This window comes from Vibrio sp. VPAP30, from assembly GCF_001188205.1.
Lineage (GTDB): Bacteria > Pseudomonadota > Gammaproteobacteria > Enterobacterales > Vibrionaceae > Vibrio > Vibrio bivalvicida.
Window position 1 is genome coordinate 139,948 of sequence record NZ_LBLS01000008.1, and the last position, 24,758, is coordinate 164,705.

Below are 24,758 nucleotides of genomic sequence, written 5' to 3' on the forward strand. Positions count from 1 at the left end.
GGTTATAGTTTTTCTGCTAAGCGAAGCACAGAGCTGCGTGAGCGAGCATTTTCTTCGACTTCTTGTTTAGAAGGCTTGATCGCTTTACCAACAGGCTTAAGGTTGGCACTGCCTAGCGCTTTAATTTGATCTTCCGTCATTGGAATGCCATGAGGAACCTCTGGTCCTTTGCTCTCTTTACGAATAAAGCGCTTCACCATTCGGTCTTCTAAGGAGTGAAAGCTGATCACCGATAAACGTCCTTGAGGAGCCAAAATACTAGCAGCCCCTTTTAGCGCCGTGTCGATCTCTTCTAGTTCACTATTGATGTAAATACGAAACGCTTGGAAAGCACGCGTAGCTGGATGCTTTTTCTCTTTAAAACTCTTTGGCGCTGCCTCAGAGATCAATTTTGCCAGTTGGCCAGTGCGTGTTAGAGGTTCATTATCTTCGTTTTCGCGGTAAGCTACTATCGCTTTAGCGATACGACGGGCATGTTTATCCTCACCAAACTCTCGAATAACCCAAGTAATATCGTCTAGGTCTGCTTCCATTAGCCATTGAGAGACTGGTATTCCTGACGTGGGGTCCATGCGCATATCAAGTGGGCCATCTTTCATAAAACTAAAGCCGCGTTCTGCATCATCCAACTGTGGAGAAGAGACTCCAAGATCGAGTAAAACACCGTCAACCTTACCGATAAGATCGTAGTCAGCGGCATATTCAGCCATGCCTGAAAAAGGTCCATGGATGATAGTAAAACGTGGGTCGTCAATTTTACTTGCCTCAGCGATTGCTTGAGGGTCACGGTCAATACTATATAAGCGACCATTTTCACCGAGCTTTGACAGAATTGTACGGCTGTGACCACCGCGACCGAATGTACCGTCAATGTATATACCGTCGGGTTTAATCGCTAAGCCCTCGATCGATTCATGAAGAAGTACAGATATGTGTTTAAAGGATTCGGTCATAGTTATCTCATGTGGCTGACGCATTGACGAATTCAGACTCTCCAGTGTACTGATTTAATGGCTTATCGCCACCACTAGCGAGTGAGAACACGTGATTTTGCGCTAAGTTTAATGGTTCGAAAATAAATTTGGTCAATAAAAAGCAAAAAACCCATCATAACAAAGTTACGATGGGTCTCGAATAGGTGGAGCCGACACATAAGCCGGGTTCTGTTCCGCTTGCGCGGCGGTAGCCATTCGTCTAGGCCAGCAATCACTCACTGGCTCGAGCAACCTACCCGCCTCCTTACGCGAGCAACGCAATGTGGAGGCCTATTTGGTCTTGCTTCAGGTGGAGTTTACCCTGCTACGAACTATTACTAGCCGTCCGGTGCGCTCTTACCGCACCCTTTCACCCTTACCTGTTCCCTTACGGGCCATCGGCGGTCTTCTCTCTGCTGCACTTGTCGTGGGCTTGCGCCCCCCAGGCGTTACCTGGCACCTTGCTCTATGAAGCCCGGACTTTCCTCCCCTTTGTCAGTCTCCCGAAGGACGTCAACGTCAGTCTCCTAAAAGGACCTCAACGTCAGTCTCCCGAAGGACATCAACAAAGCAGCGACTACCCAGTCGACTCCGAGGGCGGATTGTATAGAGTTCAGAGAGAAGTGTCTAGCGAGATCACATAATTGCTGAAAATGAACGATTAAGCGGTTAAGGAATAGTCAGAACGGTGCGCTATGGAGAGCATGTTCGGGCTTCACCCTGCGAGAATCTGAAACAGACTTCGTCCTTCGAGAGTTGAGAAGTAGATATTAGAGCCAAGAATACATCTTCTCGATTCTCGACTCTAATTTCTCGATTGTTAGTCCAAATTCTCTAAACCCCACTTATAGAGTGCATTCTTTTTCAGGTTGTAAATTTCCGCCGCCATCGCTGCTGCTTTCTTTAATGGCAGCTCTTTGGTCAAAATGGTCACTGTACGCTTGACCTCTTCTGGAATAGAGTCATCTTCTGATGAGCGGTAGCCATGGATCAGCAGTGCCATTTCACCACGCTGCTGGTTAGAGTCCGACTTGACCCATTCAACCAATTCACCTAGTGGCATACCCTGGATGGTTTCGAAGGTTTTAGTCAGCTCCCGAGCTAATACTACTTCTCTGTCTGGGCCCAAGATTTCAAGCATATCGTCAAGAGAGTCTAAGATGCGGTGCGGTGATTCATAAAACACACAAGTACGCTCAACTTTGGCAATTTCTAAGAATTTGTCTTTGCGCCCTTTACTCTTAGCTGGAAGGAACCCCTCGAAGCTAAAGCGATCAGATGGCAAACCTGACGCACTGAGTGCAGTAATAACCGCACAAGCGCCAGGAAGTGGGACAACTTTGACTCCCGCCTGACGACATTGCGTCACAAGATGGTAACCTGGATCACTAATTAATGGGGTACCAGCATCAGAAACTAACGCAATTGAGTGCCCAGCCAGTAATTTATCGACTAACACTTGCGCTTTTTGCTGTTCGTTATGATCATGAAGAGCAAAAGTTTTAGTTTGGATACTGAAGTGAGACAATAACTTACCAGTGTGGCGCGTATCTTCAGCAGCCACGAGGTCAACATTGGATAAAACTTCGATCGCTCGTTGAGTAATATCACCTAAATTGCCAATTGGCGTAGGCACGATATAGAGAGTTGGAACCTCAGTTGGTAAGGTTTTGTTATCTGTCATTTGTTTACCATCACTTCAACGATTAATATAGACACAATCTTATACGGAATTAAAAAGAACTCATGGCCATGAATAACCACAAGCGTCTAAGTGTAACACGCTTACTGACTCCTGTAGCACTTGCTGTCACATTGGCAGCGTGTTCTTCTGCTCCTAAGACGCCGCGAAGTGTCGATATTACCTTAGATCCCAACCAGTCAGTGCAAACTTACTTGATGCGAGCTGACAGCAGTCAAGGCAGCTTGCAAAATGATTGGTTGATCATGGCATTAAAAGCATCCATTGATACAGGTGACACGGCTCAGTCAGAGCTTCTTATCAAACGCCTAGCTCGTCAGTCACTAAATGAAATGCAGCAAGCTGAGTGGCAACTTGCACGAGCGGAACTGCTCATTTCTCGTGATAACCACGCAGAAGCACTGCAGATCCTAAACTTCAAACCGTCGTGGCAACTAGGTGAAGACCAGTGGCTTAACTATCACCAATTGCGCGCTTCCCTATTTACTAAGCAAGGTGACTTCTACAATGCGACTCGAGAACTCTCTTTAAGCAGCCGTTACCTAGCCGAAAGTGAACAAGCCTTTGTTGCACAGGGGATCTGGAACAACCTAAATCAGTACTCGGCGCAGCAATTAGAAACGTTGAAGCAACAAGAAACTGATCCTGTGGTATCTGGTTGGCTAGAACTAACTGACTTAACTAAGACTCTAGCAAGCAACCTTCCACAACTTAAAGCCGGGCTTGAACAATGGCTAACAGATAACTCAAATCACCCAGGGGCTATCTATACCCCACAATCGGTGACAGATATTCTCGCTCTAGAAATTACCAAGCCAGTCAATACCGCACTATTGCTGCCACTTTCTGGTAAATTTGCTAAACAGGCTCAGCTCATTCGTGATGGCTTTATTCTCGAAATGATGAACGATAGCGAGCGAGATGAAAGTGCCACGCTAACCGTCATCGATACCAATGCAGCTTCGATAGAAGAGCTTGAATCGGTATTGGTCGAAAAGCAGATTGACTCTGTTGTCGGGCCACTGTTAAAAAGTAACATAGAGAAACTTCAGCAAGCTCAAGCTAACTTTGTAAATCCGCTGCCAACGCTGGCTCTAAACATCCCAGATGAGATCCAAGCTGGTAACAGCACTTGCTACTTAGCACTATCTCCAGAGCAAGAGGTGGCCCAAGCGGCAAAACATTTGGCACAGCAAGGTTACCAATACCCTCTGATACTTGCACCTCAAGGGCGTCTCGGCTCTCGAGTAGTTGAAGCATTTGACAAAGAATGGCAAAAACACAGCGACACCAAAGTTGCAATCAATCTGTTTGGCGACAAACGCCAGCTTCAACGCGATATTAACAAAGTATTCGGCCTACAAGGCAGCCAGCAACATATCGCGCAGATGGATTCGTTACTCGATATACCGTTAGAAAGCCAACCACGTAGCCGCCGTGATATTGATGCAGTTTACATTGTGGCAAACGGCTCTGAACTTACGCTCATCAAACCGTTTATTGAAGTCGCGATTAACCCAGATACAACGCCACCAAAACTATACTCGAATTCGCGTAGTAATAGTGGTCGCCAGCAATATGAAGATCTATCGGGTGTAATATACAGCGATATACCGCTACTAATTCAACCAGATGCGGCCTTAAAAGCCCAAATGGAACAATTGTGGCCCAAAGACTCTAATGCAGAAAAACGTCTGCAAGCTCTGGGGATGGACGCTTACCGCTTGATGGAACATCTGCCACAGATGAAAGTGGTCCACGACTATACCATTAGCGGCAGTACCGGAGTGCTAAGCATCAATGATGACTGTATAGTACAACGTGAGATTAGTTGGGCGGAGCATAGTGCTAACCAATAAACGAGCACAAGGGCAACATTATGAAGTTGCAGCTGAAAAGTATCTTATCAGTTGCGGCTTGTCGCCAATTGAGAGAAACTTCCTAGTGAAAGGAGGCGAACTCGACCTGATTATGAAAGATGGCGAGACGATTGTTTTCGTTGAAGTTCGCTATCGTAAAAGCCAAGCTTATGGGCATGCTGCGGAAACCGTCACTACGAGCAAAATGAGAAAGCTCATCAAAGCAGCAACACTGTGGCTGAGCAAGAATGGCTTATCTGTATATTCAACTGATTTCCGCTTTGACTTAGTGGCAATGCACCAACAAGGTCAACAAATCGAGTGGATCAAAAACGCAATTACTCAAGGATAATCGATGCTAGATAGCATTAAAGACAGCTTTACAGAAAGTATTCAAATTCAAATCGCGGCAGCCGAAGCGTTGCCAGACGCTATTACCCATGCCGCTCAAGCCATGGTAGCTAGCCTACTCAATGGCAACAAGATCCTTTGCTGCGGAAATGGAGGCTCTTCTTCAAACGCACAACAGTTTGTTTCCTGTCTTTTAAATCGTTTTGAGACTGAGCGACCTAGTCTACCCGCCATGGCGCTTACCGCTGATAATACCACGCTAACTGCGGTGGCTAACGACTACCACTATGAAGAGATTTTCTCCAAACAAGTTCGCGCCTTTGGCCAAACTGGCGATATCCTACTTGCAATCTCAACCAGTGGTAACAGCAAAAACATCATCAAGGCGATGGAAGCCGCAGTAACGCGAGACATGACCATCATCGCACTGACTGGTAAGGACGGGGGCGAGATGGCAGGTTTACTTGGCGAAAATGACGTTGAGATCCGTATCCCCTCTCACAGAACGGCGCGAATTCATGAAGTTCACATGGTGACTATGCACTGCTTGTGCGATCTTATCGACCAAGTATTGTTTCCCGCTCACGAAGAGTAAGTTATGAAAGTATTTAAAGGCTTATTGCTGTCCTTATTTGCCCTGAGCATGACAGGGTGTGCCGGCTTATTTGTTGCGGGTGCCGCAACAACCGCGAGTATTGTCATTGATCCCAGAACCACTCAAGAGATATGGGACGACAACAACATCGAGTTCGAGGTTGCAGGGATTGGTAACAAGACCCCGTTCAGAGGCAATGCACGCGTAACCGCAAGCTCATACAATGGAACGGTTGTTTTGATGGGCCAAGCGAATACCGAGCAGCTAAAACGTGAGATTGAGAGCCGAACCCGTGATATTAAAGGTGTGGAACACATCCATAACCAACTACGAATTAAACCACCCTTATCTGTTGGCGCAATCAGTCATGATAGTTGGATCACGACTAAGGTCAAATCAGCCTTGATTGCCAATTCAGAGTTGAGCGGTACAAAAATTAAAGTGATCACTGAAAATAAAGAAGTATTCTTACTCGGCTACGTTTCTGAGGAGCATGCAAAAATTGCAACTGATGTTGCACGTAATGTTTCCGATGTAAAACAGGTAGTAAGGGCTTTCTACCAAGAGTAATCGTTAGTGATAATCTCTAAATACAAAAAAAGCAGCGCTAGGCGCTGCTTTTTATTATTTGACGACTCTCAGGCTTGGTCTGCCTTTAGGCCTAGGTGGTTCGTCTCCAGCAACGTCTGACTCAACGGTTTCTTGCTCCGTTTCTGTTGCTACTGATAGTGGCTGAAGGTCATCAATGACCTCATCAATACCTTGTTCTTCCTCATACTCAGCCATATAAGCCTCTTCAGGCTCAAACATGGTACCTGCGCCGTTTTCACGTGCGTAGATAGCCTGTACTGCATATAGAGGCACAATGATCGACTGAGGACGACCACTAAAGCGCGCATTAAACGTAATCGCTTCGTTACCTAACTCTAAATTACCCACTGCTCGTGGAGCAATATTAAGGATAATTTGGCCGTCTTGAACAAACTCCAGAGGCACTCGAACACCAGGTAGTTCTGCTGCAACAACCAAATGTGGAGTTAAATCGTTATCCACCAGCCAATCATAAAATGCACGAAGCATGTATGGTCGGCGAGGTGTCATGTTTGCAATATCCATCTTCTCGCCGATTAACGAGTTAGACGCATTTCACGTTCAGCTTCAGTTAGAGAAGCTAGGAATGAATCACGTTCAAATACGCGGTTCATGTAAACTTTCAGCTCTTTAGAACCAGGGCCTACAAGCTCAATACCAAGTTGAGGTAAACGCCATAACAACGGTGCTAAGTAGCAGTCAATTAGGCTGAACTCTTCACTCATAAAGTATTCGTACTCAGCAAATACTGGGCCTAGAGTCAGAAGGTCGTTACGTAGTTTATTACGTGCAGCTTCTGCTTCTTCAGCGTTGCCTTTTACCACTTTCTCGGCAAGCGTGTACCAGTTTTTCTCAATACGGTAGATCATTAGACGGCTGTTACCACGAGCTACAGGGTAAACAGGCATCAATGGGGGATGAGGAAAACGCTCATCTAGGTATTCCATAATGATCTTTGAATCGTAAAGCGCTAGTTCACGGTCTACTAACGTTGGTACTGTCTTGTATGGATTAAGTTCAATAAGCTCCGTCGGTAGATTTGCTTCATCGACAAGTTCTACTTCAACACTTACACCTTTCTCTGCTAGAACAATACGTACCTGATGGCTATACATATCAGATGCACTTGAAAATAGAGTCATCACAGAACGTTTATTGGCAGCTACAGCCATGGAGCCCTCCAGCACACTTACAAATATAAAAACAATGGAGGCCAAGCCTCCATTGTTAAGTTCAAAAATTGGGAATTAGCACAGTATGATAGCACAATTAGTGCACATCACGCCAATACTCTTTCTTAAGTAACACAACCACGATAGTGAAGATGACTAGGAAGCCCATCACCCACCAGCCAAGAGCGTGACGCTCAAGTTTTACTGGGTCACCAGAGTATTCCAAGAAGTTGACCAAATCGCGAACAGCGTCATCATATTCTTCACTGTTCAGCTCACCTGTACCATCGGCCTCAACACCAACAACTTTTGTCACTTCTTTACCATCTACGACATGAGTTTCAAAAACTGGCTTAGGAATACCTTGCAGCTCTTCTAACACATGCGGCATGCCAACACTTGGGAATACAATGTTGTTCACACCAAACGGACGGCTTGGATCTTCGTAAAACGAACGTAGGTAGGTGTATAACCAATCCGTGCCACGAACACGAGCAACTAATGTTAGATCTGGTGGTGGAGCACCGAACCATTTCGCTGCAGACTTCTCAGGAATCGAATTTTCCATCAAGTCACCGACTTTAGCTTCAGGATCAAAGATTAAATTATCTTTCAACAGCTCAACCGGGATACCGATATCACGAGCAACACGCTCGTAGCGCTGATACTGGGCTGAGTGACAACCGAAACAGTAGTTCATAAACAGTTTCGCACCATTTTGCAGTGACGCTTGGTCACTCAGATCATTGTTCGCCTTATCAAGTGGTACGTTCGCGCCCGCTGCCATCGCCAATGAAGGCAGCATTGCAAATAAAATTACAATCCATTTTTTCATTTGAATGTCACCCTTTCTGGTAGTGGCTTAGTCGCTTCGTTCTTACTGTAGAAGTACAGCAGTACGAAGAACATGAAGTAAGCTACGCTAAAGATCTGAGCTAGTAGCGTGTATGTTGGTGTTGCGGGTAGCGCACCAAGAATACCTAACGCGATAAAGCTAATCGTAAACTGGATGATATTGAATAAATGGAACTTACTGCGGTAGCGGTAAGAACGTACACGACAACGGTCTAACCATGGTAGAACAAATAGAACCGCAATCGATGCCCCCATAGCGATGACACCTATAAGCTTGTCCGGAACCGCACGAAGAATCGCGTAGAACGGAGTAAAGTACCATACAGGAGCGATGTGCTCAGGTGTTTTCAATGGATTTGCAGCTTCAAAGTTAGGCGGCTCAAGGAAGTATCCGCCCATCTCCGGGTTAAAGAACAGCACGTAACAGAAGAAGAATAGGAAACCTGCAACACCTACCATATCTTTCACAGTCCCGTACGGGTGGAAAGGAATAGAGTCAATGATGTCGTACTTCTTAGTGTAATCCTTGTGGAATGGGAACTGAGTCTGGTAGTCGTCGCCCATTGTCCCTTTAGGAAGCTTAGTTTCGATACCATCTGGGTTATTTGAACCCACTTCGTGTAGTGCTAGTACGTGAAGAACGATCAGCAGCAGCAACACGATAGGAAGAGCAATGACGTGTAGTGCAAAGAAGCGGTTTAGCGTAGCACCAGAAATAACGTAGTCACCACGAATCCATAGCGTTAGGTCATCACCAATAACAGGAATCGCACCAAATAGGGAAATGATTACCTGAGCACCCCAGTAAGACATCTGTCCCCAAGGTAATAGGTAACCCATAAATGCTTCTGCCATCAACACTAAGAAGATAAGCATACCGAAGATCCACAGTAGCTCGCGAGGCTTCTGGTATGAACCGTAGATTAGGCCGCGGAACATATGTAGGTAAACAACAACGAAGAAGGCTGACGCACCTGTAGAGTGCATATAACGCAGCAACCAACCGTATTCAACATCACGCATGATGTATTCGATTGAGGCGAAGGCTCCGTCGCCAGATGGGACGTAGTTCATTGTTAACCAGATACCCGTCAGGATTTGGTTAACCAAGACAAGCATCGCTAGCGAGCCAAATAGATACCAGAAGTTAAAGTTCTTTGGCATCGGGTACTCAGAAAGGTGCTTCTTGTACGCATTCATTGCGGGTATGCGTTTTTCTACCCAATCAAGTAGAGCTTGCATTATGCCTCCCCTTCTTCGTCAACACCGATCATAATCTTGGTATCACTTAAGTATTGGTGTTTTGGAACAACTAGGTTTAATGGCGCTGGTACGCCTTGGAAAACACGGCCTGCCATGTCGAACTTAGAACCGTGACACGGACAGAAGAAACCTGATTTAACACCCTGAACTTGCTCATTAAAACTGTCAGGCAAATACGTTGGAGAACAACCAAGGTGTGTACAGATACCTACCGCAACAAAATACTCTGGCTTAATTGAGCGATAAGCATTCTGAGCATAAGTTGGTTGTTGTTCTTCTGCTGAAGATGGGTCGCGTAGCTGACCATCGATAGCTTTTAATCCTTCGACTACAGACTGTGCACGGCGGACAACCCATACAGGTTTACCACGCCATTCAACACGTACCATTTGCCCTTCTTCAAGTTTACCGATATCAACTTCAACAGGGGCACCTGCAGCTTTGGCTTTTTCACTTGGGTTCCAAGATTTAATAAAAGGAACGGCGACAGCAGCGGCTCCTAGACCACCCACAACAGCTGTTGTAGCGGTTAAGAAACGTCTGCGACCGTTATTTAAAGGCGCATTGCTCATCCAAACATTCTCCCATTTGCTCCTTGTGGATTTATTGTTATTCCGCTTAAAGAGCATGGCTAACAAAATACGAATTTAGTTGTATTTATTTGATGGCAAATGATAAATAAAACCCTACTTTTTGACAAGATAAAGCTACCTTTTTGTAACATTTGTGAAGCGAATCGCCTGTTAGGTCACAAAAGGAAGAGAAGTAATATAAATCAAATGATAAGTGACGCTAGGAAAGGAATTTTTTAACGAATAAAAACAAAAAAGCCTGGCAAGAAGCCAGGCTTTTGGTACCACATTCCAATGTAAACATTGGAAGCGAATCTTTTCGAAAAAAGATTAACGCTTAGAGAACTGTGGACGACGACGTGCTTTACGTAGACCAACTTTCTTACGTTCAACGCAACGAGCGTCACGAGTAACGTAACCCGCAGCACGTAGAGTAGGACGTAGAGACTCATCGTATTCCATTAGAGCGCGAGTGATACCGTGACGGATAGCACCTGCTTGACCAGAAATACCGCCACCTTTAACAGTAACGTATAGGTCTAGTTTCTCAGTTAGTTCAACTAGCTCTAGAGGCTGTTTAACAACCATGCGAGAAGTTGGACGACCGAAGTACTCATCAAGGCTACGCTTGTTGATTACGATGTTGCCGCTGCCTGGTTTAACAAAAACACGTGCAGCTGAGCTTTTGCGACGGCCAGTACCGTAGTATTGATTATCTGCCATTTTCGAAATCCCCGATTAGATGTCTAGTACTTGAGGTTGTTGAGCAACATGGTTGTGCTCAGCGCCAGCGTAAACTTTCAGCTTACGGTACATAGCACGGCCAAGAGGACCACGTGGTAGCATACCTTTAACTGCTAGCTCAAGAGCCATCTCTGGCTTGCGATCAATTAGCTTCTCGAAGCTGATTGATTTTAGGCCGCCAGGGAATTCAGTGTGACGGTAGTAAATCTTACCTTTTGCTTTGTTACCAGTTACAGTAACTTTCTCCGCGTTAACAACGATGATGTAATCACCAGTGTCACAGTGTGGAGTGTATTCAGCTTTGTGTTTGCCACGTAGGCGAGATGCAATTTCACTTGCTAGACGGCCAAGAGTTTTACCTTCAGCGTCTACAACGTACCAGTCGCGTTTTACAGTTTCTGGTTTAGCAACGAAAGTTTTCATGCTAATAATAACCCGTTCAATAATTAAATTTACACTTAAGGAGCTTTCGCTCCCACTGACTAAGAGTCCAGTTAACACCCCTTCGAGTGATTGGCACTCTCGACCCGCTATGTCGAAATACCTTCGATAATAAGGTCTGCAGTAACGGTGGGTCGCAGGATTATAGAGAAGTCAGTAGAAAAAATCACCTCTTTTCGTGTGAAAACTTCATTTTTTTTCAATTATGCACACTTCGCTCTAACCAGCTATGCTAAATGCTCTTTGGCCAAGTAATCATGGCTTTGCATTTCTATCAAACGCGACTGACAGCGCTTAAATTCAAACTCAAGCTGACCACCTGCATAAAGTGCTTCCAGCGGTACTTCCGCAGAGATAATCAGTTTGACATGACGCTCATAGAATTCATCGACTAATGCAATGAAACGTCTTGCTGCATCATCTATCGTTCGATCCATCTGCTGTACATCCGCCAACAATACGGTGTGATAAATTCTCGACATCTCAATATAGTCATTTTGGCTTCGTGCAGAACGACACAACTGTTCAAAACTGGCATGCAAGACATCTTCTGACGCTTGAATGACTTCTATATCACGGTGATTAATCTCGATGCTCATAACACCTTTCTTTCCCTCCCCCACCAACTGCTCGTAGTAATGTCTAAGGTTTTTGTCTGCTTGTTCATCAAGAGGCGAGTGATAGATCTCTGCTTGTTCTAGAGTTCGCAAGCGGTAATCAATACCACTATCAACGTTCAACACTCGACAGTTTTTCTGAATCAGTTCAATAGCAGGAAGAAAACGAGCGCGCTGTAAGCCATTACGATACAAATCTTCTGGTGGGATGTTTGAGGTTGCAACCAAGATCACACCACGCTTAAACAAGGCTTGAAACAAGGTGCCTAGAATCATGGCATCAGTAATATCTGAAACAAAAAACTCATCGAAGCAGATGATTTCCGCCTCAGCTTTAAATTTGTCGGCCACTAGTTCAAGTGGATCGTTGACATCCCCTAACGCATTTAGCTCATCGTGGACGCGATACATAAAGCGGTGAAAATGGACACGCATTTTCTTGTCCGTGGGTAGGGCATCAAAAAACGTATCAACCAAATAGGTTTTCCCACGCCCTACTCCTCCCCAAAAATAAAGGCCTTGCGGCGCTAGGGGTAACTCTGGCTCTTTTTTACTAAACCAAGCTTTCCATCCACTCGGCTTTTCTACTGGCGTGTTAACGTAGTCGATGAATTCATGGTAGAGATTATCTAAGGCTGTAACCGCTTGAAGCTGCGCGGCATCCTTTTGAAAACCATGTTGTTTTATATCGTTGTTATAGATTTCTAATGGCGTCATTGCTTCTTTACCTATTCAAGAAGACTGTCAAACTGCTATGTAGAGCACATGCATTTTTCTTTATTGGCTTAAGTTCTCATAGTACCATGTGATTTGAACATGTGTAACCAACCAGTAAAAAACATGTTAAATAACAATGATAAGGAGCAATTATGCCTTGGATTTATGCCCTTGTAGGCTTGCTTATTGGTACGGTATTGGGTATTGCAATTTCTCGCCTAACAACGCCTGGATACAAAAAGCAAAAGAGCGTCCAGAAAGACCTCGACAACGCCAAGTTCGAATTAGAGCAACAAAAACAAGACCTTGCAGATCATTTTGCGCAAACGGCGGAAATGTTAGACTCTGTGGGTAAAGAGTACACTAAGCTATATCAACATATGGCTAAAACGTCTTCTGAACTTTTACCTAACATCCCAGAGCAAGACAATCCATTTGTGAAAAAGGTTGTCCAGCAATCAGATGACAACACACTAGACAATGGTGAGCTTGATATTCAACTATTAAATGAAGCACCTAAAGATTATGCTTCAGGTTCCACTGGTCTATTAAAAGAGCAGAAGAAAGAAATTCTAGACTCTCAAGATGTGGTCTCAGCAAAAGCGTCGTAATTGAAAACTATCTTTGCTGAACTTTGCACAGGTTTTTGAGTCATAACTCCTACGAGTGACCATTGAATTCTGATTTTTAAGACAAATATCAGATCTAGGTCCTTAATCAACTAGGAGTTTCCGATGAAAAAACCTTTGCTTGCCCTAACAGTCCTGTCATTAAGCCTAAGTTCAATCATCACACCAATGCAGGCTACTGCCGCTTTACCTTTTACGGTTGATGGCGAACAGTTACCAAGCCTAGCTCCAATGCTAGAGAAAGTGACCCCTGCGGTGGTCAGTATCTCTGTTGAAGGAACGCAAGTTTCAAAACAGCAAATCCCCGAACAGTTCCGCTTTTTCTTTGGTCCTGATTTTCCAACCGAACAACTTCAAGAGCGTCCATTCAGAGGCTTGGGCTCTGGTGTTGTGGTTGATGCCAAGCAAGGCCATATTGTGACTAACTATCACGTTATCAATGGCGCGGAAAAAATCCGCGTTAAGTTGCGTGACGGTCGTGAATACGATGCCGAGCTGATAGGCGGCGACCAAATGTCTGATGTAGCGTTACTCAAACTGGAGGAAGCGAAGAACCTGACCGAAATAAAAATTGCTGATTCAGATAAGTTACGCGTCGGTGACTTCACTGTTGCCATTGGTAACCCATTCGGGCTCGGGCAAACCGTCACCTCTGGTATCGTTTCTGCTCTGGGGCGTAGTGGACTAAATATTGAAAACTTCGAAAACTTTATTCAAACCGATGCTGCCATCAACAGTGGTAACTCGGGCGGTGCGCTAGTAAACCTAAATGGTGAACTGATAGGTATCAATACAGCAATTCTAGGGCCAAATGGCGGTAATGTTGGTATCGGCTTCGCGATTCCCTCCAACATGATGAAGAACTTAACCGCCCAAATTCTTGAGTTTGGCGAAGTAAAACGCGGCATGCTTGGTGTACAGGGCGGCGAGATCACCTCGGAACTTGCAGAAGCGCTTGGGTATGAATCGAGTAAAGGCGCCTTTGTTAGCCAAGTAGTTCCAGACAGTGCCGCAGATAAGGCAGGCTTAGAAGCAGGAGATGTGATTGTCTCAATTGGTGGTAAATCAATTCATTCATTTAGTGAGCTGCGCGCAAAGGTCGCGACGCTAGGTGCTGGAAAAGAGATTACGTTAGGTGTTGTCCGTGACGGTAAGAAGAAATCATTCGACGTCACGCTAGGTGAACAAACAAATGTCAAAACCACTGCTGACAAGTTACATGAAGGTCTATCAGGTGCTCAGTTAACAAACACGAATGCGAGCGATCAAGTACAAGGCGTAAAAGTGACATCGGTTGAGAAAGGTTCAAATGCCGAGGCTTACCAGTTGCAACCAGATGACATCATCATAGGTGTTAACCGTCAACGAGTGAAAAACCTCGCTGAGTTTAGAAAAGTGGTTGAGAAACAATCTGGAGTACTGGCACTTAACATTCAGCGCGGCGAACGCAGTATTTACCTTGTCATTCGATAAAGGTAATTTATAAAAACGCGATATCGGCTTGAAAGGACAGCGGTTACTGCCGCTGTCCTTTTATTATTTTCTCATCTAGTGCTATTCTTCACCAACTTATCCATTTTATGCTCATAAAGAGGAAAGCATGCTGCAATTTTTGTTGCGCTCTATTGGCTTAGGCCTAGCAACGGCTGCTCTGTTATTAATCGCTGTACCGTCTCTGCGGTCGAATATAATTCCTCAAACCAATCAATCTGCTGCGACTGACTACTCACAAGTTCAGGTGTCATTTAATCAAGCAGTGCGTAACGCAGCACCTGCTGTAGTGAATATCTACAGCCGTAAATACCAAGAAAGTGATCGTTCCAAACTACTGACGCAAGGGCTTGGTTCTGGTGTCATTGTCAGTGAGAAAGGCTACATCATCACCAACTACCATGTGGTTGCACAAGCAGATCAAATTATTGTTGCCCTGCAAGATGGTCGAATCGCTGCCGCGCAACTGGTCGGGAAAGACCGCAGAACCGACATTGCTATCCTAAGAGTTGAAGACGAAAACTTACCCGTGATTCCACTTAATCCTGAGTATTCTCCGAAAGTTGGTGACATAGTGCTTGCGATTGGCAACCCTTATAACCTTGGGCAAACAACCACTTTCGGTATTATCTCAGCAACAGGGCGCTCGTCGATCAGCGCTGATGGTCATCAGGCGTTTATCCAAACTGATGCTGCGATCAATGAAGGTAATTCAGGTGGTGCTTTGGTCAATACTCGTGGCGAGCTAGTCGGTATCAATACAGCATCATTTCAACAGGCAACCGAACTAGAAACTTACGGCATATCTTTCGCCATCCCATACGCACTAGCCGATAAGATTATGCAAAAAATCATTGCCGATGGGCGTGTGATTCGTGGCTACATCGGTATCGATGGGCAAGACATTAACTCTGTCACCTCTCGACTGCTGGGTAACAAACACCTTGGTGGTATCGTAGTATTAGGTATCGACCCGAATGGTCCCGCCGCTGATGCTGGGTTTGAAGCTCAAGATATCATCCTGAAAATTGATGGTCAGAAGGTCAATGGACGTCAAAGCGTGATGGATATTGTTACCGAGCTAAGGCCTGGTTCAAAGATCAACGTGCTGATCTTACGTAAAGGGGTAGAGAAAACCCTAGAAGTCACGATTGAAGAAGACAGCCGCGAATAACAGGGCTCAATTTCACCACAGTAAAAACCCATGCTATGCATGGGTTTTTTATAACTATTCTGAAGTGTCACTATCTGGCACTGCACCAGATTCGACTTCAATGCGAGTCACGCGTTGCAAACCTCTTGGTAACAAACCACCTCGACGTCCACGTTCTCCGCGGAAGTTCTCTAAGTCAGCAGGCTTAAGACCAAGCTTACGTTTACCTGCGTATAAAGTAACAGAAGCTCCTTGAGGCAGGGCAATCAAGTGAGAAACCAGTTCTTCACGTTCTTTCGCTTTCGCCGCCGGAATATTGATAATCTTATTACCCTTACCTTTACCTAACTGAGGCAAGTCTTTGATTGGGAATAACAGCATGCGCCCCTGGTTAGTGATCGCTAGGATCTCATCCGCGTCTAGATTACCGACAGTTTGCGGTGCAAGAACTTCAGAGTTTTGCGGTAGCGTCACTAAGGCTTTACCACTGCGGTTCTTCGACAAGAGATCACTTCCCTTACATACGAAACCATAGCCTGCATCAGAACCGACTAACCACAACTGCTCTTCTTCCCCCATCACGACATGACGAATATTGGTCCCGGCACTAATATTCAAGCGCCCAGTAATAGGCTCACCTTGGCTTCGCGCTGACGGTAATGAGTGCGACTCTAATGAGTAGCTACGGCCATCACTTCCAAGGAACACGGCTTGCTGGTTGCTCTTACCACGAGCATGAGCAAGGTAGTTATCACCCGACTTGTAGTTTAACCCGTCAGCCTCAACCTCATGCCCTTTGGCATGACGAATCCAGCCTTTCTCAGAAAGAACTACAGTAATTGGTTCACTAGGAACAAGATCTCGCTCAGTTAGCGCTTTAGCTTCTGCACGTTCAACCATAGGTGAACGGCGATCATCTCCGTACTTGTCAGCATCGGCTTTGATCTCTTTCTTCAGTAGCGTATTTAGACGACGTTCAGAGCCTAGCAGTTGTTCTAGCTTTTCACGCTCTTTTTCTAGCTCTTCTTGCTCACCGCGAATCTTCATCTCTTCAAGTTTCGCAAGGTGACGTAATTTGGTGTCTAGGATCGCATCAGCCTGAATATCCGTAATCCCAAAGCGCTCCATTAGCACCGCTTTGGGATCATCTTCGGTACGGATTATCTCAATCACTTCGTCAAGGTTGAGGTATGCAATCAACAAACCTTCCAAGATGTGCAAGCGAGCCATTACCTTGTCTAAACGGTGTTGTAGACGGCGGCGTACTGTGGAACGACGGAATTCAATCCATTCAGATAGGATTTGTACTAACCCTTTCACCTGAGGACGGTTGTCCAGCCCAATCATGTTTAGGTTTACACGAAAGTTCTTTTCAAGATCCGTAGAAGCAAACAGGTGATTCATTAGCTGGTCGCAATCAACACGATTCGAGCGTGGAACAACCACGATACGTGTTGGATTTTCGTGATCCGATTCATCACGTAGATCGTCAACCATAGGCAGCTTTTTAGCGCGCATCTGGTTAGCGATTTGCTCAAGAAGCTTAGCGCCTGACACTTGATGAGGTAGCGCTGTAATTACGATCTCTGAACCTTCTTTATGCCATACTGCGCGCATTTTGATGCTACCACGCCCAGTACGGTAAATCTTTTCTAGATCCGCTTTAGGTGAAATGATCTCTGCTTCAGTTGGGTAGTCAGGCCCTTGAACAAAGTTCATCACGTCGGCAAGTTCAGACTTAGGATTATCGATTAAATGAATCGTTGCTTCCGCTACTTCACGTACGTTGTGAGGCGGAATATCGGTTGCCATACCCACCGCAATGCCCGTCACACCGTTCAGTAGAATGTGTGGTAATCGCGCTGGCAACATTTGCGGTTCTTTCATCGTTCCGTCAAAGTTAGGCTGCCACTCAACCGTGCCCTGGCCTAACTCACCAAGCAGAACTTCAGCAAATTTAGATAGCTTCGCTTCGGTATAGCGCATCGCCGCGAACGATTTAGGGTCATCTGGGGCACCCCAGTTACCCTGACCATCAACCAGTGGATAACGGTAAGAGAAAGGTTGCGCCATCAGCACCATAGCTTCGTAACAGGCAGAGTCACCGTGTGGGTGATATTTACCTAACACGTCACCAACAGTACGAGCAGATTTTTTGTATTTTGCTGCTGCCGAGAGACCAAGCTCTGACATTGCATAGATGATACGTCGTTGAACCGGTTTTAAACCGTCACCAATATATGGCAACGCACGATCCATAATGACGTACATCGAGTAGTTTAGATAAGCGTCTTCGGTGAACTTGCGCATTGGCAACTGTTCAACGCCATCATAAGTAATTTCTGTAGACATCCGTTAAACCTCTGCCATGTCGCCGTTGTTTTGCAACCAAGAGCGACGATCATCAGCACGTTTCTTACCAAGCAGCATATCCATCATTTCCATGGTAGCTTGGTTATCATCAATGGTTAGCTGCACTAAGCGACGAGTATTTGGATCCATCGTCGTTTCACGAAGTTGCAGCGGGTTCATCTCACCCAAACCTTTGAATCGCTGTACGTTGATTTTGGCTTTCTTCTTCGATAAGCGCTCTAGTACACCCTCTTTCTCGTCATCATCAAGGGCATAGAATACTTCCTTACCACAGTCGATACGATAAAGAGGAGGCATAGCCACATAAATATGTCCTGCTTCGACCAAAGAGCGAAAATGACGAGTAAAGAGCGCACAAAGTAGCGTTGCGATATGCAGACCATCCGAGTCGGCATCAGCAAGGATACAGATCTTACCGTAACGAAGGCCGTCTAGGTTTTCGCTATCAGGATCAATACCTAAAGCAACTGAGATATCGTGTACTTCTTGCGAAGCGAGCACTTGGTCTGGCGAGACTTCCCAAGTATTAAGGATCTTACCACGTAGCGGCATTACCGCTTGGAACTCACGGTCACGAGCCTGCTTGGCGGAACCACCCGCTGAGTCACCCTCGACAAAAAAGATTTCGGTACGATTTAGATCTTGTACCGAACAGTCTGTCAGCTTACCCGGTAATGCAGGGCCAGAAGCCACTTTCTTACGTACGACCTTTTTACTCGCACGCATACGGCGGTGAGCATTAGCGATACACACTTCAGCAAGTAGTTCTGCCAGTTGCGGTTTTTCGTTAAGCCACAGACTGAATGCATCTTTAACCACACCGGAAACAAAAGCAGCCGTTTGGCGAGAGGATAAACGTTCTTTAGTTTGACCGGCAAATTGCGGATCTTGCATTTTGACCGACAAAACGTAAGAACAACGGTCGAAAACATCGTCACCGGTTAACTTCACACCACGTGGTAGCAGGTTACGGAATTCACAAAATTCGCGCATAGCATCAAGCAGACCTTGGCGTAGGCCATTCACGTGCGTACCGCCTTGAGCAGTCGGAATCAGGTTAACGTAGCTTTCGGTGATCATTTCACCGCCTTCTGGTTGCCAGATTACCGCCCAGTTAGCTGCTTCAGTTTCAGCAGAAAACTCACCGGTAAATGGTTCTTCTGGTAGAACGGTATAACCTTTTACACCCTCAGCTAGGTAGTCTTTTAAGCCATCTTCATACAGCCATTTATAGTCGTTACCATTAACTTTATCAATAAAGGTAATTTCTAAGCCCGGACAAAGTACGGCTTTGGCACGTAAATTATTAACTAGGCGGGTGACCGAGAAGTTGGCTGAATCAAAGTACTTCGCTTCGGGCCAGAAATGAACGCTGGTGCCTTTGTTGCGGCGACCACATGTGCCAGTAACAGTTAAGTCTGAGACTTTATCACCGTGTTCAAAGGCAATTTCGTACACTTGACCATCGCGACGAACCGTCACTTCCACACGTTTAGACAGGGCATTTACGACGGAAATGCCTACCCCGTGTAGACCACCTGAGAATTGATAGTTTTTATTCGAGAACTTACCACCTGCGTGAAGCTTACATAAAATAAGTTCAACACCAGAGACTTTCTCTTCTGGGTGGATGTCTACAGGCATACCACGACCATCATCGATCACTTCGAGTGATTGGTCCGCATGCAGAATTACTTGAACCTTTGAAGCGTGTCCGGCGAGCGCTTCATCGACACTGTTGTCGATGACTTCTTGGCCCAAATGGTTTGGGCGTGCTGTATCCGTATACATCCCAGGTCGGCGACGTACTGGCTCCAAACCATTAAGAACCTCAATGGCTCCAGCATTATATTGTTCAGTCATAATACGGAATATCGTTATAAAGAATAAAAAGGCTACTTGTTGGGTGAAATATAAGGCGTTGGCTCACAAAGTAAGCAATGACTGTTGACAGTCATGCATGTGGCAATCATCTAATTGCGTCAAACCCACACAAGTACTGGTGAGACATAGTCTGGAACAGACCCAATTATGTCAAGAGAGATAACTAAGTAACAAGCAAAATTATGACTCTTCCCTCAATGAGAGTCAGAGTTGTAAGAATTCTATGATTTGAGCAGGATAGCGTTCGAAATCTATAAAGCTATGATCACCGCCCTGTTCAACGTTCTGTTTGGCCCCCGAAAAATGCTCTACCGCTTGCTTATAATCCAGTACTTCATCTTCAGTTTGTTGTAATAACCAAAAATCACTCGGCGTTTCAATATACGGCGTATCAAGTGCTCTTAGCTCCTCGATATGTTTTGCCTCTAACAGGTAGCGCTCTTTGGTATATGGATTTTCTTGCTCACCTAAATAGTCCACAAGCAGCTCATAGGGCTTCACTGCTGGGTTAACCACTACCGCTTTAAAGCCAAACTGAGCATTGAGCCACATCGACATATAACCGCCTAAAGAGCTACCAACAAGTCCAATGGTGTAGTCATCTTTGTACTGATTAACAATATCTAACAACTGCTGCGCGGCTCGCTGTGGAAAACAGGGTAAGCGTGGCGTCACTAACTTGATATCTGGTCGCTTAGCTTGGCAATACTCCTTCATCACATTGGCTTTGTGAGACAAAGGTGAGCTGTTAAAACCATGAATATAGAGCAGTAGTGACGGTTTCATTTGGTTTCCTTAATAACCCGCTGAATTGAAGTCGGGCTGGAAGCAACCATACGGCAGGCGTTTGACTTGCGTTGTTAACTGACCGTCGGCATGCAATTCTAACTCACGCCAGCCAGGAGACAATGTATCAAGCGCAAAGTCATCACTGTTTGGCTTAAATTGAACACAAGTTGAAGGCGTTGCCATGACTCGCACACCATTATAAAGAACATTCATATCTTGATGAACGTGGCCGCAAAGTACCGCTTTAACATTTTGGTGTTTTTCAACCACATCCCAAAAGTGATTGGCATCTTTCAAGGCATGTTGATCTAACCAACGACTGCCGACTAAGAGCGGATGATGATGAAGCAGCACTAGAGTATGTCTTTCTGGGTATTGAGTAAGTTTTTCCTCAAGTAGGGCTAGCTGGTGATCACTTAATCGGCCATGGGGCACCCCTACCACTTGCGAGTCAAGGAGCACCATTTGCCACTGTTCACCAAGCAAAACGTGATCAATTTGCTTAATCTGGGTCGAGGGTAGTACCGATGTCATGCTAGGTTTGAAGTCGTGATTGCCCGGCAACCAAAAACAAGTTTTTTCTAGTGGCGCGATACCTTGCTCAAAACGCTGATAAGACTCAGCAGTGTGATCTTGCGAAATATCTCCGGTCGAGATAATGCTATCAAAGGGTTGATTTTCTTCAATGATCGCCGAAACAACAGCATGAAAACTGTCCAATGTATTAACGCTGAGCAAACTGCCATCGGCTGGCTCAAACAAATGAGTGTCAGTAATCTGGAGTAGCTTAATACTGTCGCTATCTGATGAACTTGACGTTACTTTCAAAACAAAAACCTAAATATTCAATGGTGTACGGCTAATACCCTGCTTTAAACAAAATGTCAGCCATTCGCCTAAAAAACGATTGAGTTGAACCTTTTCATCTTGTTGTAGCATCTTATCGTTTGGGTAATCATATCGGGCATTGACACGCTTTAGATGGTCACAACGAGACACTTCTGCTACGCGTGCATCGTGGTAGAGCCTGACAGACATTGTCGGTAATGGAAATACTGGAACGTCATCGCTTTGACAAATATCGACCAAAGTTGTGTACTTTGTGACTTCTACCACTTGAATTTGATAGGTCAAATAAGCAGCTTGATAACAGCGTACGTCGCCCACACTCGGTTGATTCGGCAACAAAGCGTTAAGCTTGGCGTAATTTGTTTCGTATGTTCGCATCAAATCAGCAAGATCAACATGATACGGTTTCTTTAGTGCTACTTGTGCCATTGTTCCTGTAGTTTTTTATGGTTTAACTCTAACCACTGCAAGGCAATGATAGAGGCACCATTTTCAAACTTTCCTTCTTCTACCCATTGATACGCTTGTCGGCGGGAAACAACGTGTACACGAATATCTTCCCCTTCATAGTCTAAACCATGAACGCCATACGCTGTACTCGCATCCACCTGACCAACAAAAACATCTAATTTTTCAGAGCAGCCTCCTGAAGACGGGTAATAAGAGGTTACTTTATCCAGTTCTCCTATTTCAATGCCCGCTTCTTCTACGGCTTCTCGCCTTACAACATCTTTGGCCTCTTCGCCTTTGTTTATCATGCCAGCGATGATTTCCAACTGCCATGGGTTACGGTGCTCCAACGCACCAACACGAATTTGCTCAATAACAACAACCTGATCTCTAACCGGGTCATACGGTAACATTGCCGCTGCATGTCCACGCTCGAACATTTCACGCTCTATCGGCTCACTCCAACCGCCTTCAAACAATTTATGTTTGAAGCGATACTTAATCATTCTAAAAAAACCCTGAAACAGTGTTTCTTTTGAGATTATTTCCACATCTTGGGGAGTAAACTGCTGATGTTGGCTGTCAGACTGTTGCATTTGGCACCTCTGTGAGTGAATCTTATAGTTTACGCAGACAAAAGCTTAACTTCCAAGGACATGGCTCAACTTTTTGTACAATTTTTATAGTTTAAGTTAAATTGATGAATTATTTTTATTGCACAAGTGGATAATTAAGTGTAAAACTTTGCAAAGTTTTTGAGTGATTCGCAATCAATTGAGTTAAACTCTTGAAGACAAATATTTTTCGCATTTGGCAGGAATAGGAACTATGAAAAAACTGCTTCCACTATTTATCAGTGCAGCACTAGGCAGCTTAAGCACCAACGCTTTCGCTGATACTCTGACGGAAATCTACAATCAGGCAAAAGAGAATGATCCAACGCTACTTAGCGCTGCGGCAAAGCGTGATGAAGCCTTTGAAGCAGTGACTTCTAGTCGTGCAGCTCTATTGCCACAAATTAATTTAACTGCTGGTTACAACGTTACCCGCGGTGAAACTGAATTGAAGAACGCATCTAATACAGATAATGACAACGAAACACTATCTGCTGGGGTGACATTCTCTCAAGCTTTGTATGATCGTAGTAGCTGGATTACGCTAGATACAGCGGAAAAAAGTGCTCGTCAAAGCGATGCTTCTTATGCCGCGGCGCAACAAGCACTCATTCTGCGCGTTTCAACTGCATACTTTGACGTACTGCGCGCGCAAGATAACCTAGTCTTTGTTCAAGCAGAAAAAGCCGCTGTTGGCCGTCAACTAGAGCAGACAAAACAGCGCTTTGAAGTTGGTCTATCTGCTATTACCGACGTACATGACGCGCAAGCTCAATACGATTCAGTATTAGCCGATGAAGTTTTAGCGCAAAACAGCCTAGTCAATAGCTACGAAGGTTTGCGTGAAATTACCGGCCAGGAGCACTCAAATCTAGATGTTCTTGATACGCAACGCTTCTCAGCTCAAAAGACTACTTCAGCTATTAATGAACTAGTAGATGAAGCACAAGAAAAAAACTTAAGTCTTCTATCAGCGCGCATTACTCAAGATATCGCAAAAGATAAAATTTCTAACGCAAGTTCTGGTCATCTACCGAAATTAAGTCTCGACGGTGGTTACAGCTATAGCGATGTATCAAATGCGACTTCTTCAGATCCAACCACGAATGATTTCAAAGTGGGCGTAAACCTAAACGTACCACTATACACTGGTGGTTCAACAACCTCGCTAACCAAACAAGCTGAGTTTAGCTATGTCTCTGCAAGCCAAGACCTAGAGAAAACTTACCGTAGCGTAGTCAAAGATGTTCGCGCGTTTAACAACAACATCAGCGCTTCTATTGGTGCCCTCCGCGCTTACGAACAAACTGTCGTCTCAGCACAATCGGCACTGGAAGCAACAGAAGCAGGCTTCGATGTGGGTACACGTACTATCGTTGATGTTCTAGATTCGACTCGCCGTCTGTACGATGCAAACAAAAACCTATCTAACGCACGTTACGATTACATCCTAAGCGTACTGCAGTTGCGCCAAGCAGTCGGTACACTAAGCGAGCAAGATGTTCTAGATGTGAATGCGGGTCTAAAGACAGCAAGCAACTAATCTAGCTTAATGAATAGAAAAAGGCTTGTTCCGATATGGAGCAAGCCTTTTTGTTTATCTGCTATTAGGTTGGAATCTAATAAACCATATCAATCTTGACGTTCTTCTCTACCAACCATTCCACTTGGCCGTTATTGTTAAGCATTAAAGCGACATTGACAGGCTTTGCTGCATCAATTGGAAACTGCCAGACAAATACGACTTCCCACTGGTTTTGATTGTGAGTACGCAGCTCTACTAGGTCGCCATCAATCTGCCAAGTTTCTTCACCTTGTTGGATCGAGATACTCTCAACATCTAGCTCTGCCGGAAGGGCTTTGTCAGACTCAAGGTATAAAGCACCGTGTAAGGTATTATCTTGCACTTCACCGATAGTTGGCATTTTATTCAGCCAAAGATTACTTTTCAGCGAAACTGTCACCTGTGAAATAATGACTTGATTATCTTGCTCCCACCCTACTGGCTCTGACGCACAACCAGCAAGCAGAGCGACACCGAGTGACATCAATGCTAATTTCTTCATATTTTAA

25 protein-coding genes and 1 other RNA gene are annotated in these 24,758 nt (G+C 45.0%); 8 read left to right on the plus strand and 18 right to left on the minus strand.

Annotated elements, in window-relative coordinates; all coding sequences use genetic code 11:
- Window positions 1-2: 2 nt before the first annotated feature.
- The 3 genes from rsmH to rsmI all read right to left on the minus strand — a co-directional run bounded on the left by rsmH (window position 3) and on the right by rsmI (window position 2,658).
- Window positions 3-953, minus strand: coding sequence for a 16S rRNA (cytosine(1402)-N(4))-methyltransferase RsmH (rsmH, locus tag ZX61_RS01115; RefSeq protein WP_049842889.1), 951 nt, complete (start codon window positions 951-953; stop codon window positions 3-5).
- 183 nt (window positions 954-1,136) lie between these two features.
- Window positions 1,137-1,567: RNase P RNA component class A (rnpB, locus tag ZX61_RS01370), an RNA gene on the minus strand.
- 227 nt (window positions 1,568-1,794) lie between these two features.
- Entirely contained in the window at window positions 1,795-2,658 is an 864-nt protein-coding gene (gene rsmI / locus ZX61_RS01120) for a 16S rRNA (cytidine(1402)-2'-O)-methyltransferase (protein WP_049842890.1), read from the minus strand.
- Window positions 2,659-2,720: 62 nt separating this feature from the next.
- Between rsmI and ZX61_RS01125 the strand changes: the two genes are divergently transcribed.
- The 4 genes from ZX61_RS01125 to ZX61_RS01140 are packed head-to-tail and all read left to right on the plus strand — an operon-like array spanning window position 2,721 to window position 6,051.
- Entirely contained in the window at window positions 2,721-4,535 is a 1,815-nt protein-coding gene (locus ZX61_RS01125) for a penicillin-binding protein activator (RefSeq protein WP_049842891.1), read from the plus strand.
- The gene (locus tag ZX61_RS01130) at window positions 4,522-4,887 is read left to right on the plus strand and encodes a YraN family protein (protein ID WP_082173341.1); all 366 of its coding nucleotides are present in this window, start codon (window positions 4,522-4,524) and stop codon (window positions 4,885-4,887) included. The genes ZX61_RS01125 and ZX61_RS01130 overlap by 14 nt, the downstream gene beginning before the upstream one ends.
- A gap of 3 nt (window positions 4,888-4,890) precedes the next feature.
- On the plus strand, window positions 4,891-5,481 hold the full coding sequence (locus ZX61_RS01135) for a phosphoheptose isomerase (protein ID WP_049842892.1): 591 nt from the start codon (window positions 4,891-4,893) through the stop codon (window positions 5,479-5,481).
- A 3-nt stretch (window positions 5,482-5,484) separates the two neighbouring features.
- Window positions 5,485-6,051: a BON domain-containing protein gene (locus ZX61_RS01140; RefSeq protein ID WP_049842893.1), complete on the plus strand. Its 567-nt coding sequence runs from the start codon at window positions 5,485-5,487 to the stop codon at window positions 6,049-6,051.
- Between the two features lie 54 nt (window positions 6,052-6,105).
- Here ZX61_RS01140 and sspB read toward each other — a convergent pair whose 3' ends face one another.
- The 8 genes from sspB to zapE all read right to left on the minus strand — a co-directional run bounded on the left by sspB (window position 6,106) and on the right by zapE (window position 12,453).
- Window positions 6,106-6,597 carry a ClpXP protease specificity-enhancing factor gene (gene sspB, locus ZX61_RS01145; RefSeq protein WP_049842894.1) on the minus strand — a complete coding sequence of 164 codons (492 nt, stop codon included), beginning with the start codon at window positions 6,595-6,597 and terminating at the stop codon, window positions 6,106-6,108.
- An 11-nt stretch (window positions 6,598-6,608) separates the two neighbouring features.
- Window positions 6,609-7,244 carry a stringent starvation protein SspA gene (gene sspA / locus ZX61_RS01150; RefSeq protein ID WP_049842895.1) on the minus strand — a complete coding sequence of 212 codons (636 nt, stop codon included), beginning with the start codon at window positions 7,242-7,244 and terminating at the stop codon, window positions 6,609-6,611.
- A gap of 97 nt (window positions 7,245-7,341) precedes the next feature.
- Window positions 7,342-8,079 carry a cytochrome c1 gene (locus tag ZX61_RS01155; protein WP_049842896.1) on the minus strand — a complete coding sequence of 246 codons (738 nt, stop codon included), beginning with the start codon at window positions 8,077-8,079 and terminating at the stop codon, window positions 7,342-7,344.
- On the minus strand, window positions 8,076-9,341 hold the full coding sequence (locus ZX61_RS01160) for a cytochrome b (protein ID WP_049842897.1): 1,266 nt from the start codon (window positions 9,339-9,341) through the stop codon (window positions 8,076-8,078). The genes ZX61_RS01155 and ZX61_RS01160 overlap by 4 nt, the downstream gene beginning before the upstream one ends.
- On the minus strand, window positions 9,341-9,934 hold the full coding sequence (petA, locus tag ZX61_RS01165) for a ubiquinol-cytochrome c reductase iron-sulfur subunit (protein WP_049842898.1): 594 nt from the start codon (window positions 9,932-9,934) through the stop codon (window positions 9,341-9,343). Before petA ends, ZX61_RS01160 begins: the two co-directional genes overlap by 1 nt.
- 330 nt (window positions 9,935-10,264) lie before the next feature.
- Window positions 10,265-10,657 (minus strand): 30S ribosomal protein S9, encoded by a 393-nt coding sequence (gene rpsI / locus ZX61_RS01170; protein ID WP_004415472.1) that lies wholly within the window; start codon window positions 10,655-10,657, stop codon window positions 10,265-10,267.
- 15 nt (window positions 10,658-10,672) lie between these two features.
- Window positions 10,673-11,101, minus strand: coding sequence for a 50S ribosomal protein L13 (gene rplM, locus ZX61_RS01175; RefSeq protein ID WP_004744972.1), 429 nt, complete (start codon window positions 11,099-11,101; stop codon window positions 10,673-10,675).
- 245 nt (window positions 11,102-11,346) lie between these two features.
- Window positions 11,347-12,453 (minus strand): cell division protein ZapE, encoded by a 1,107-nt coding sequence (gene zapE, locus ZX61_RS01180; RefSeq protein WP_049842899.1) that lies wholly within the window; start codon window positions 12,451-12,453, stop codon window positions 11,347-11,349.
- Between the two features lie 152 nt (window positions 12,454-12,605).
- Between zapE and zapG the strand changes: the two genes are divergently transcribed.
- From zapG to degS, 3 genes are all read left to right on the plus strand, one after another.
- On the plus strand, window positions 12,606-13,064 hold the full coding sequence (gene zapG / locus ZX61_RS01185) for a Z-ring associated protein ZapG (RefSeq protein WP_049842900.1): 459 nt from the start codon (window positions 12,606-12,608) through the stop codon (window positions 13,062-13,064).
- 123 nt (window positions 13,065-13,187) lie between these two features.
- Window positions 13,188-14,555 (plus strand): DegQ family serine endoprotease, encoded by a 1,368-nt coding sequence (locus ZX61_RS01190; RefSeq protein ID WP_049842901.1) that lies wholly within the window; start codon window positions 13,188-13,190, stop codon window positions 14,553-14,555.
- 127 nt (window positions 14,556-14,682) lie between these two features.
- Window positions 14,683-15,747, plus strand: a complete 1,065-nt coding sequence (degS, locus tag ZX61_RS01195; RefSeq protein WP_049842902.1) for an outer membrane-stress sensor serine endopeptidase DegS — start codon at window positions 14,683-14,685, stop codon at window positions 15,745-15,747.
- A gap of 54 nt (window positions 15,748-15,801) precedes the next feature.
- Here the strand turns inward: degS and parC are convergent, their stop codons facing one another.
- From parC to nudF, 6 genes are all read right to left on the minus strand, one after another.
- Window positions 15,802-18,078: a DNA topoisomerase IV subunit A gene (gene parC / locus ZX61_RS01200; protein WP_049842903.1), complete on the minus strand. Its 2,277-nt coding sequence runs from the start codon at window positions 18,076-18,078 to the stop codon at window positions 15,802-15,804.
- A gap of 3 nt (window positions 18,079-18,081) precedes the next feature.
- Complete coding sequence (parE, locus tag ZX61_RS01205; RefSeq protein WP_049842904.1) at window positions 18,082-19,962, minus strand: DNA topoisomerase IV subunit B; 1,881 nt, start codon at window positions 19,960-19,962, stop codon at window positions 18,082-18,084.
- A 225-nt stretch (window positions 19,963-20,187) separates the two neighbouring features.
- Window positions 20,188-20,769, minus strand: a complete 582-nt coding sequence (gene yqiA / locus ZX61_RS01210; protein ID WP_049842905.1) for an esterase YqiA — start codon at window positions 20,767-20,769, stop codon at window positions 20,188-20,190.
- A gap of 9 nt (window positions 20,770-20,778) precedes the next feature.
- Window positions 20,779-21,600 carry a 3',5'-cyclic-AMP phosphodiesterase gene (gene cpdA, locus ZX61_RS01215; RefSeq protein ID WP_049842906.1) on the minus strand — a complete coding sequence of 274 codons (822 nt, stop codon included), beginning with the start codon at window positions 21,598-21,600 and terminating at the stop codon, window positions 20,779-20,781.
- 9 nt (window positions 21,601-21,609) lie between these two features.
- Window positions 21,610-22,050: a DUF1249 family protein gene (locus ZX61_RS01220; protein WP_049842907.1), complete on the minus strand. Its 441-nt coding sequence runs from the start codon at window positions 22,048-22,050 to the stop codon at window positions 21,610-21,612.
- Window positions 22,038-22,667: an ADP-ribose diphosphatase gene (nudF, locus tag ZX61_RS01225; RefSeq protein ID WP_049842908.1), complete on the minus strand. Its 630-nt coding sequence runs from the start codon at window positions 22,665-22,667 to the stop codon at window positions 22,038-22,040. Before nudF ends, ZX61_RS01220 begins: the two co-directional genes overlap by 13 nt.
- Window positions 22,668-22,899: 232 nt before the next feature.
- Between nudF and tolC the strand changes: the two genes are divergently transcribed.
- The gene (gene tolC / locus ZX61_RS01230; protein ID WP_049842909.1) at window positions 22,900-24,228 is read left to right on the plus strand and encodes an outer membrane channel protein TolC; all 1,329 of its coding nucleotides are present in this window, start codon (window positions 22,900-22,902) and stop codon (window positions 24,226-24,228) included.
- Between the two features lie 76 nt (window positions 24,229-24,304).
- Here the strand turns inward: tolC and ZX61_RS01235 are convergent, their stop codons facing one another.
- The gene (locus tag ZX61_RS01235; protein WP_049842910.1) at window positions 24,305-24,751 is read right to left on the minus strand and encodes a hypothetical protein; all 447 of its coding nucleotides are present in this window, start codon (window positions 24,749-24,751) and stop codon (window positions 24,305-24,307) included.
- Window positions 24,752-24,758: the final 7 nt, after the last annotated feature.

Excerpts from the sequence above, each read along its gene's own strand:
- rsmH (WP_049842889.1), bottom strand. The coding sequence starts at position 953 with ATGACCGAATCCTTTAAACACATATCTGTACTTCTTCATGAATCGATC.
- rsmI (WP_049842890.1), bottom strand. The coding sequence starts at position 2,658 with ATGACAGATAACAAAACCTTACCAACTGAGGTTCCAACTCTCTATATC.
- ZX61_RS01125 (WP_049842891.1), top strand. The coding sequence starts at position 2,721 with ATGGCCATGAATAACCACAAGCGTCTAAGTGTAACACGCTTACTGACT.
- ZX61_RS01135 (WP_049842892.1), top strand. The coding sequence starts at position 4,891 with ATGCTAGATAGCATTAAAGACAGCTTTACAGAAAGTATTCAAATTCAA.
- ZX61_RS01140 (WP_049842893.1), top strand. The coding sequence starts at position 5,485 with ATGAAAGTATTTAAAGGCTTATTGCTGTCCTTATTTGCCCTGAGCATG.
- sspB (WP_049842894.1), bottom strand. The coding sequence starts at position 6,597 with ATGGATATTGCAAACATGACACCTCGCCGACCATACATGCTTCGTGCA.
- sspA (WP_049842895.1), bottom strand. The coding sequence starts at position 7,244 with ATGGCTGTAGCTGCCAATAAACGTTCTGTGATGACTCTATTTTCAAGT.
- ZX61_RS01155 (WP_049842896.1), bottom strand. The coding sequence starts at position 8,079 with ATGAAAAAATGGATTGTAATTTTATTTGCAATGCTGCCTTCATTGGCG.
- ZX61_RS01160 (WP_049842897.1), bottom strand. The coding sequence starts at position 9,341 with ATGCAAGCTCTACTTGATTGGGTAGAAAAACGCATACCCGCAATGAAT.
- petA (WP_049842898.1), bottom strand. The coding sequence starts at position 9,934 with ATGAGCAATGCGCCTTTAAATAACGGTCGCAGACGTTTCTTAACCGCT.
- rpsI (WP_004415472.1), bottom strand. The coding sequence starts at position 10,657 with ATGGCAGATAATCAATACTACGGTACTGGCCGTCGCAAAAGCTCAGCT.
- rplM (WP_004744972.1), bottom strand. The coding sequence starts at position 11,101 with ATGAAAACTTTCGTTGCTAAACCAGAAACTGTAAAACGCGACTGGTAC.
- zapE (WP_049842899.1), bottom strand. The coding sequence starts at position 12,453 with ATGACGCCATTAGAAATCTATAACAACGATATAAAACAACATGGTTTT.
- zapG (WP_049842900.1), top strand. The coding sequence starts at position 12,606 with ATGCCTTGGATTTATGCCCTTGTAGGCTTGCTTATTGGTACGGTATTG.
- ZX61_RS01190 (WP_049842901.1), top strand. The coding sequence starts at position 13,188 with ATGAAAAAACCTTTGCTTGCCCTAACAGTCCTGTCATTAAGCCTAAGT.
- degS (WP_049842902.1), top strand. The coding sequence starts at position 14,683 with ATGCTGCAATTTTTGTTGCGCTCTATTGGCTTAGGCCTAGCAACGGCT.
- parC (WP_049842903.1), bottom strand. The coding sequence starts at position 18,078 with ATGTCTACAGAAATTACTTATGATGGCGTTGAACAGTTGCCAATGCGC.
- parE (WP_049842904.1), bottom strand. The coding sequence starts at position 19,962 with ATGACTGAACAATATAATGCTGGAGCCATTGAGGTTCTTAATGGTTTG.
- yqiA (WP_049842905.1), bottom strand. The coding sequence starts at position 20,769 with ATGAAACCGTCACTACTGCTCTATATTCATGGTTTTAACAGCTCACCT.
- ZX61_RS01220 (WP_049842907.1), bottom strand. The coding sequence starts at position 22,050 with ATGGCACAAGTAGCACTAAAGAAACCGTATCATGTTGATCTTGCTGAT.
- nudF (WP_049842908.1), bottom strand. The coding sequence starts at position 22,667 with ATGCAACAGTCTGACAGCCAACATCAGCAGTTTACTCCCCAAGATGTG.
- tolC (WP_049842909.1), top strand. The coding sequence starts at position 22,900 with ATGAAAAAACTGCTTCCACTATTTATCAGTGCAGCACTAGGCAGCTTA.
- ZX61_RS01235 (WP_049842910.1), bottom strand. The coding sequence starts at position 24,751 with ATGAAGAAATTAGCATTGATGTCACTCGGTGTCGCTCTGCTTGCTGGT.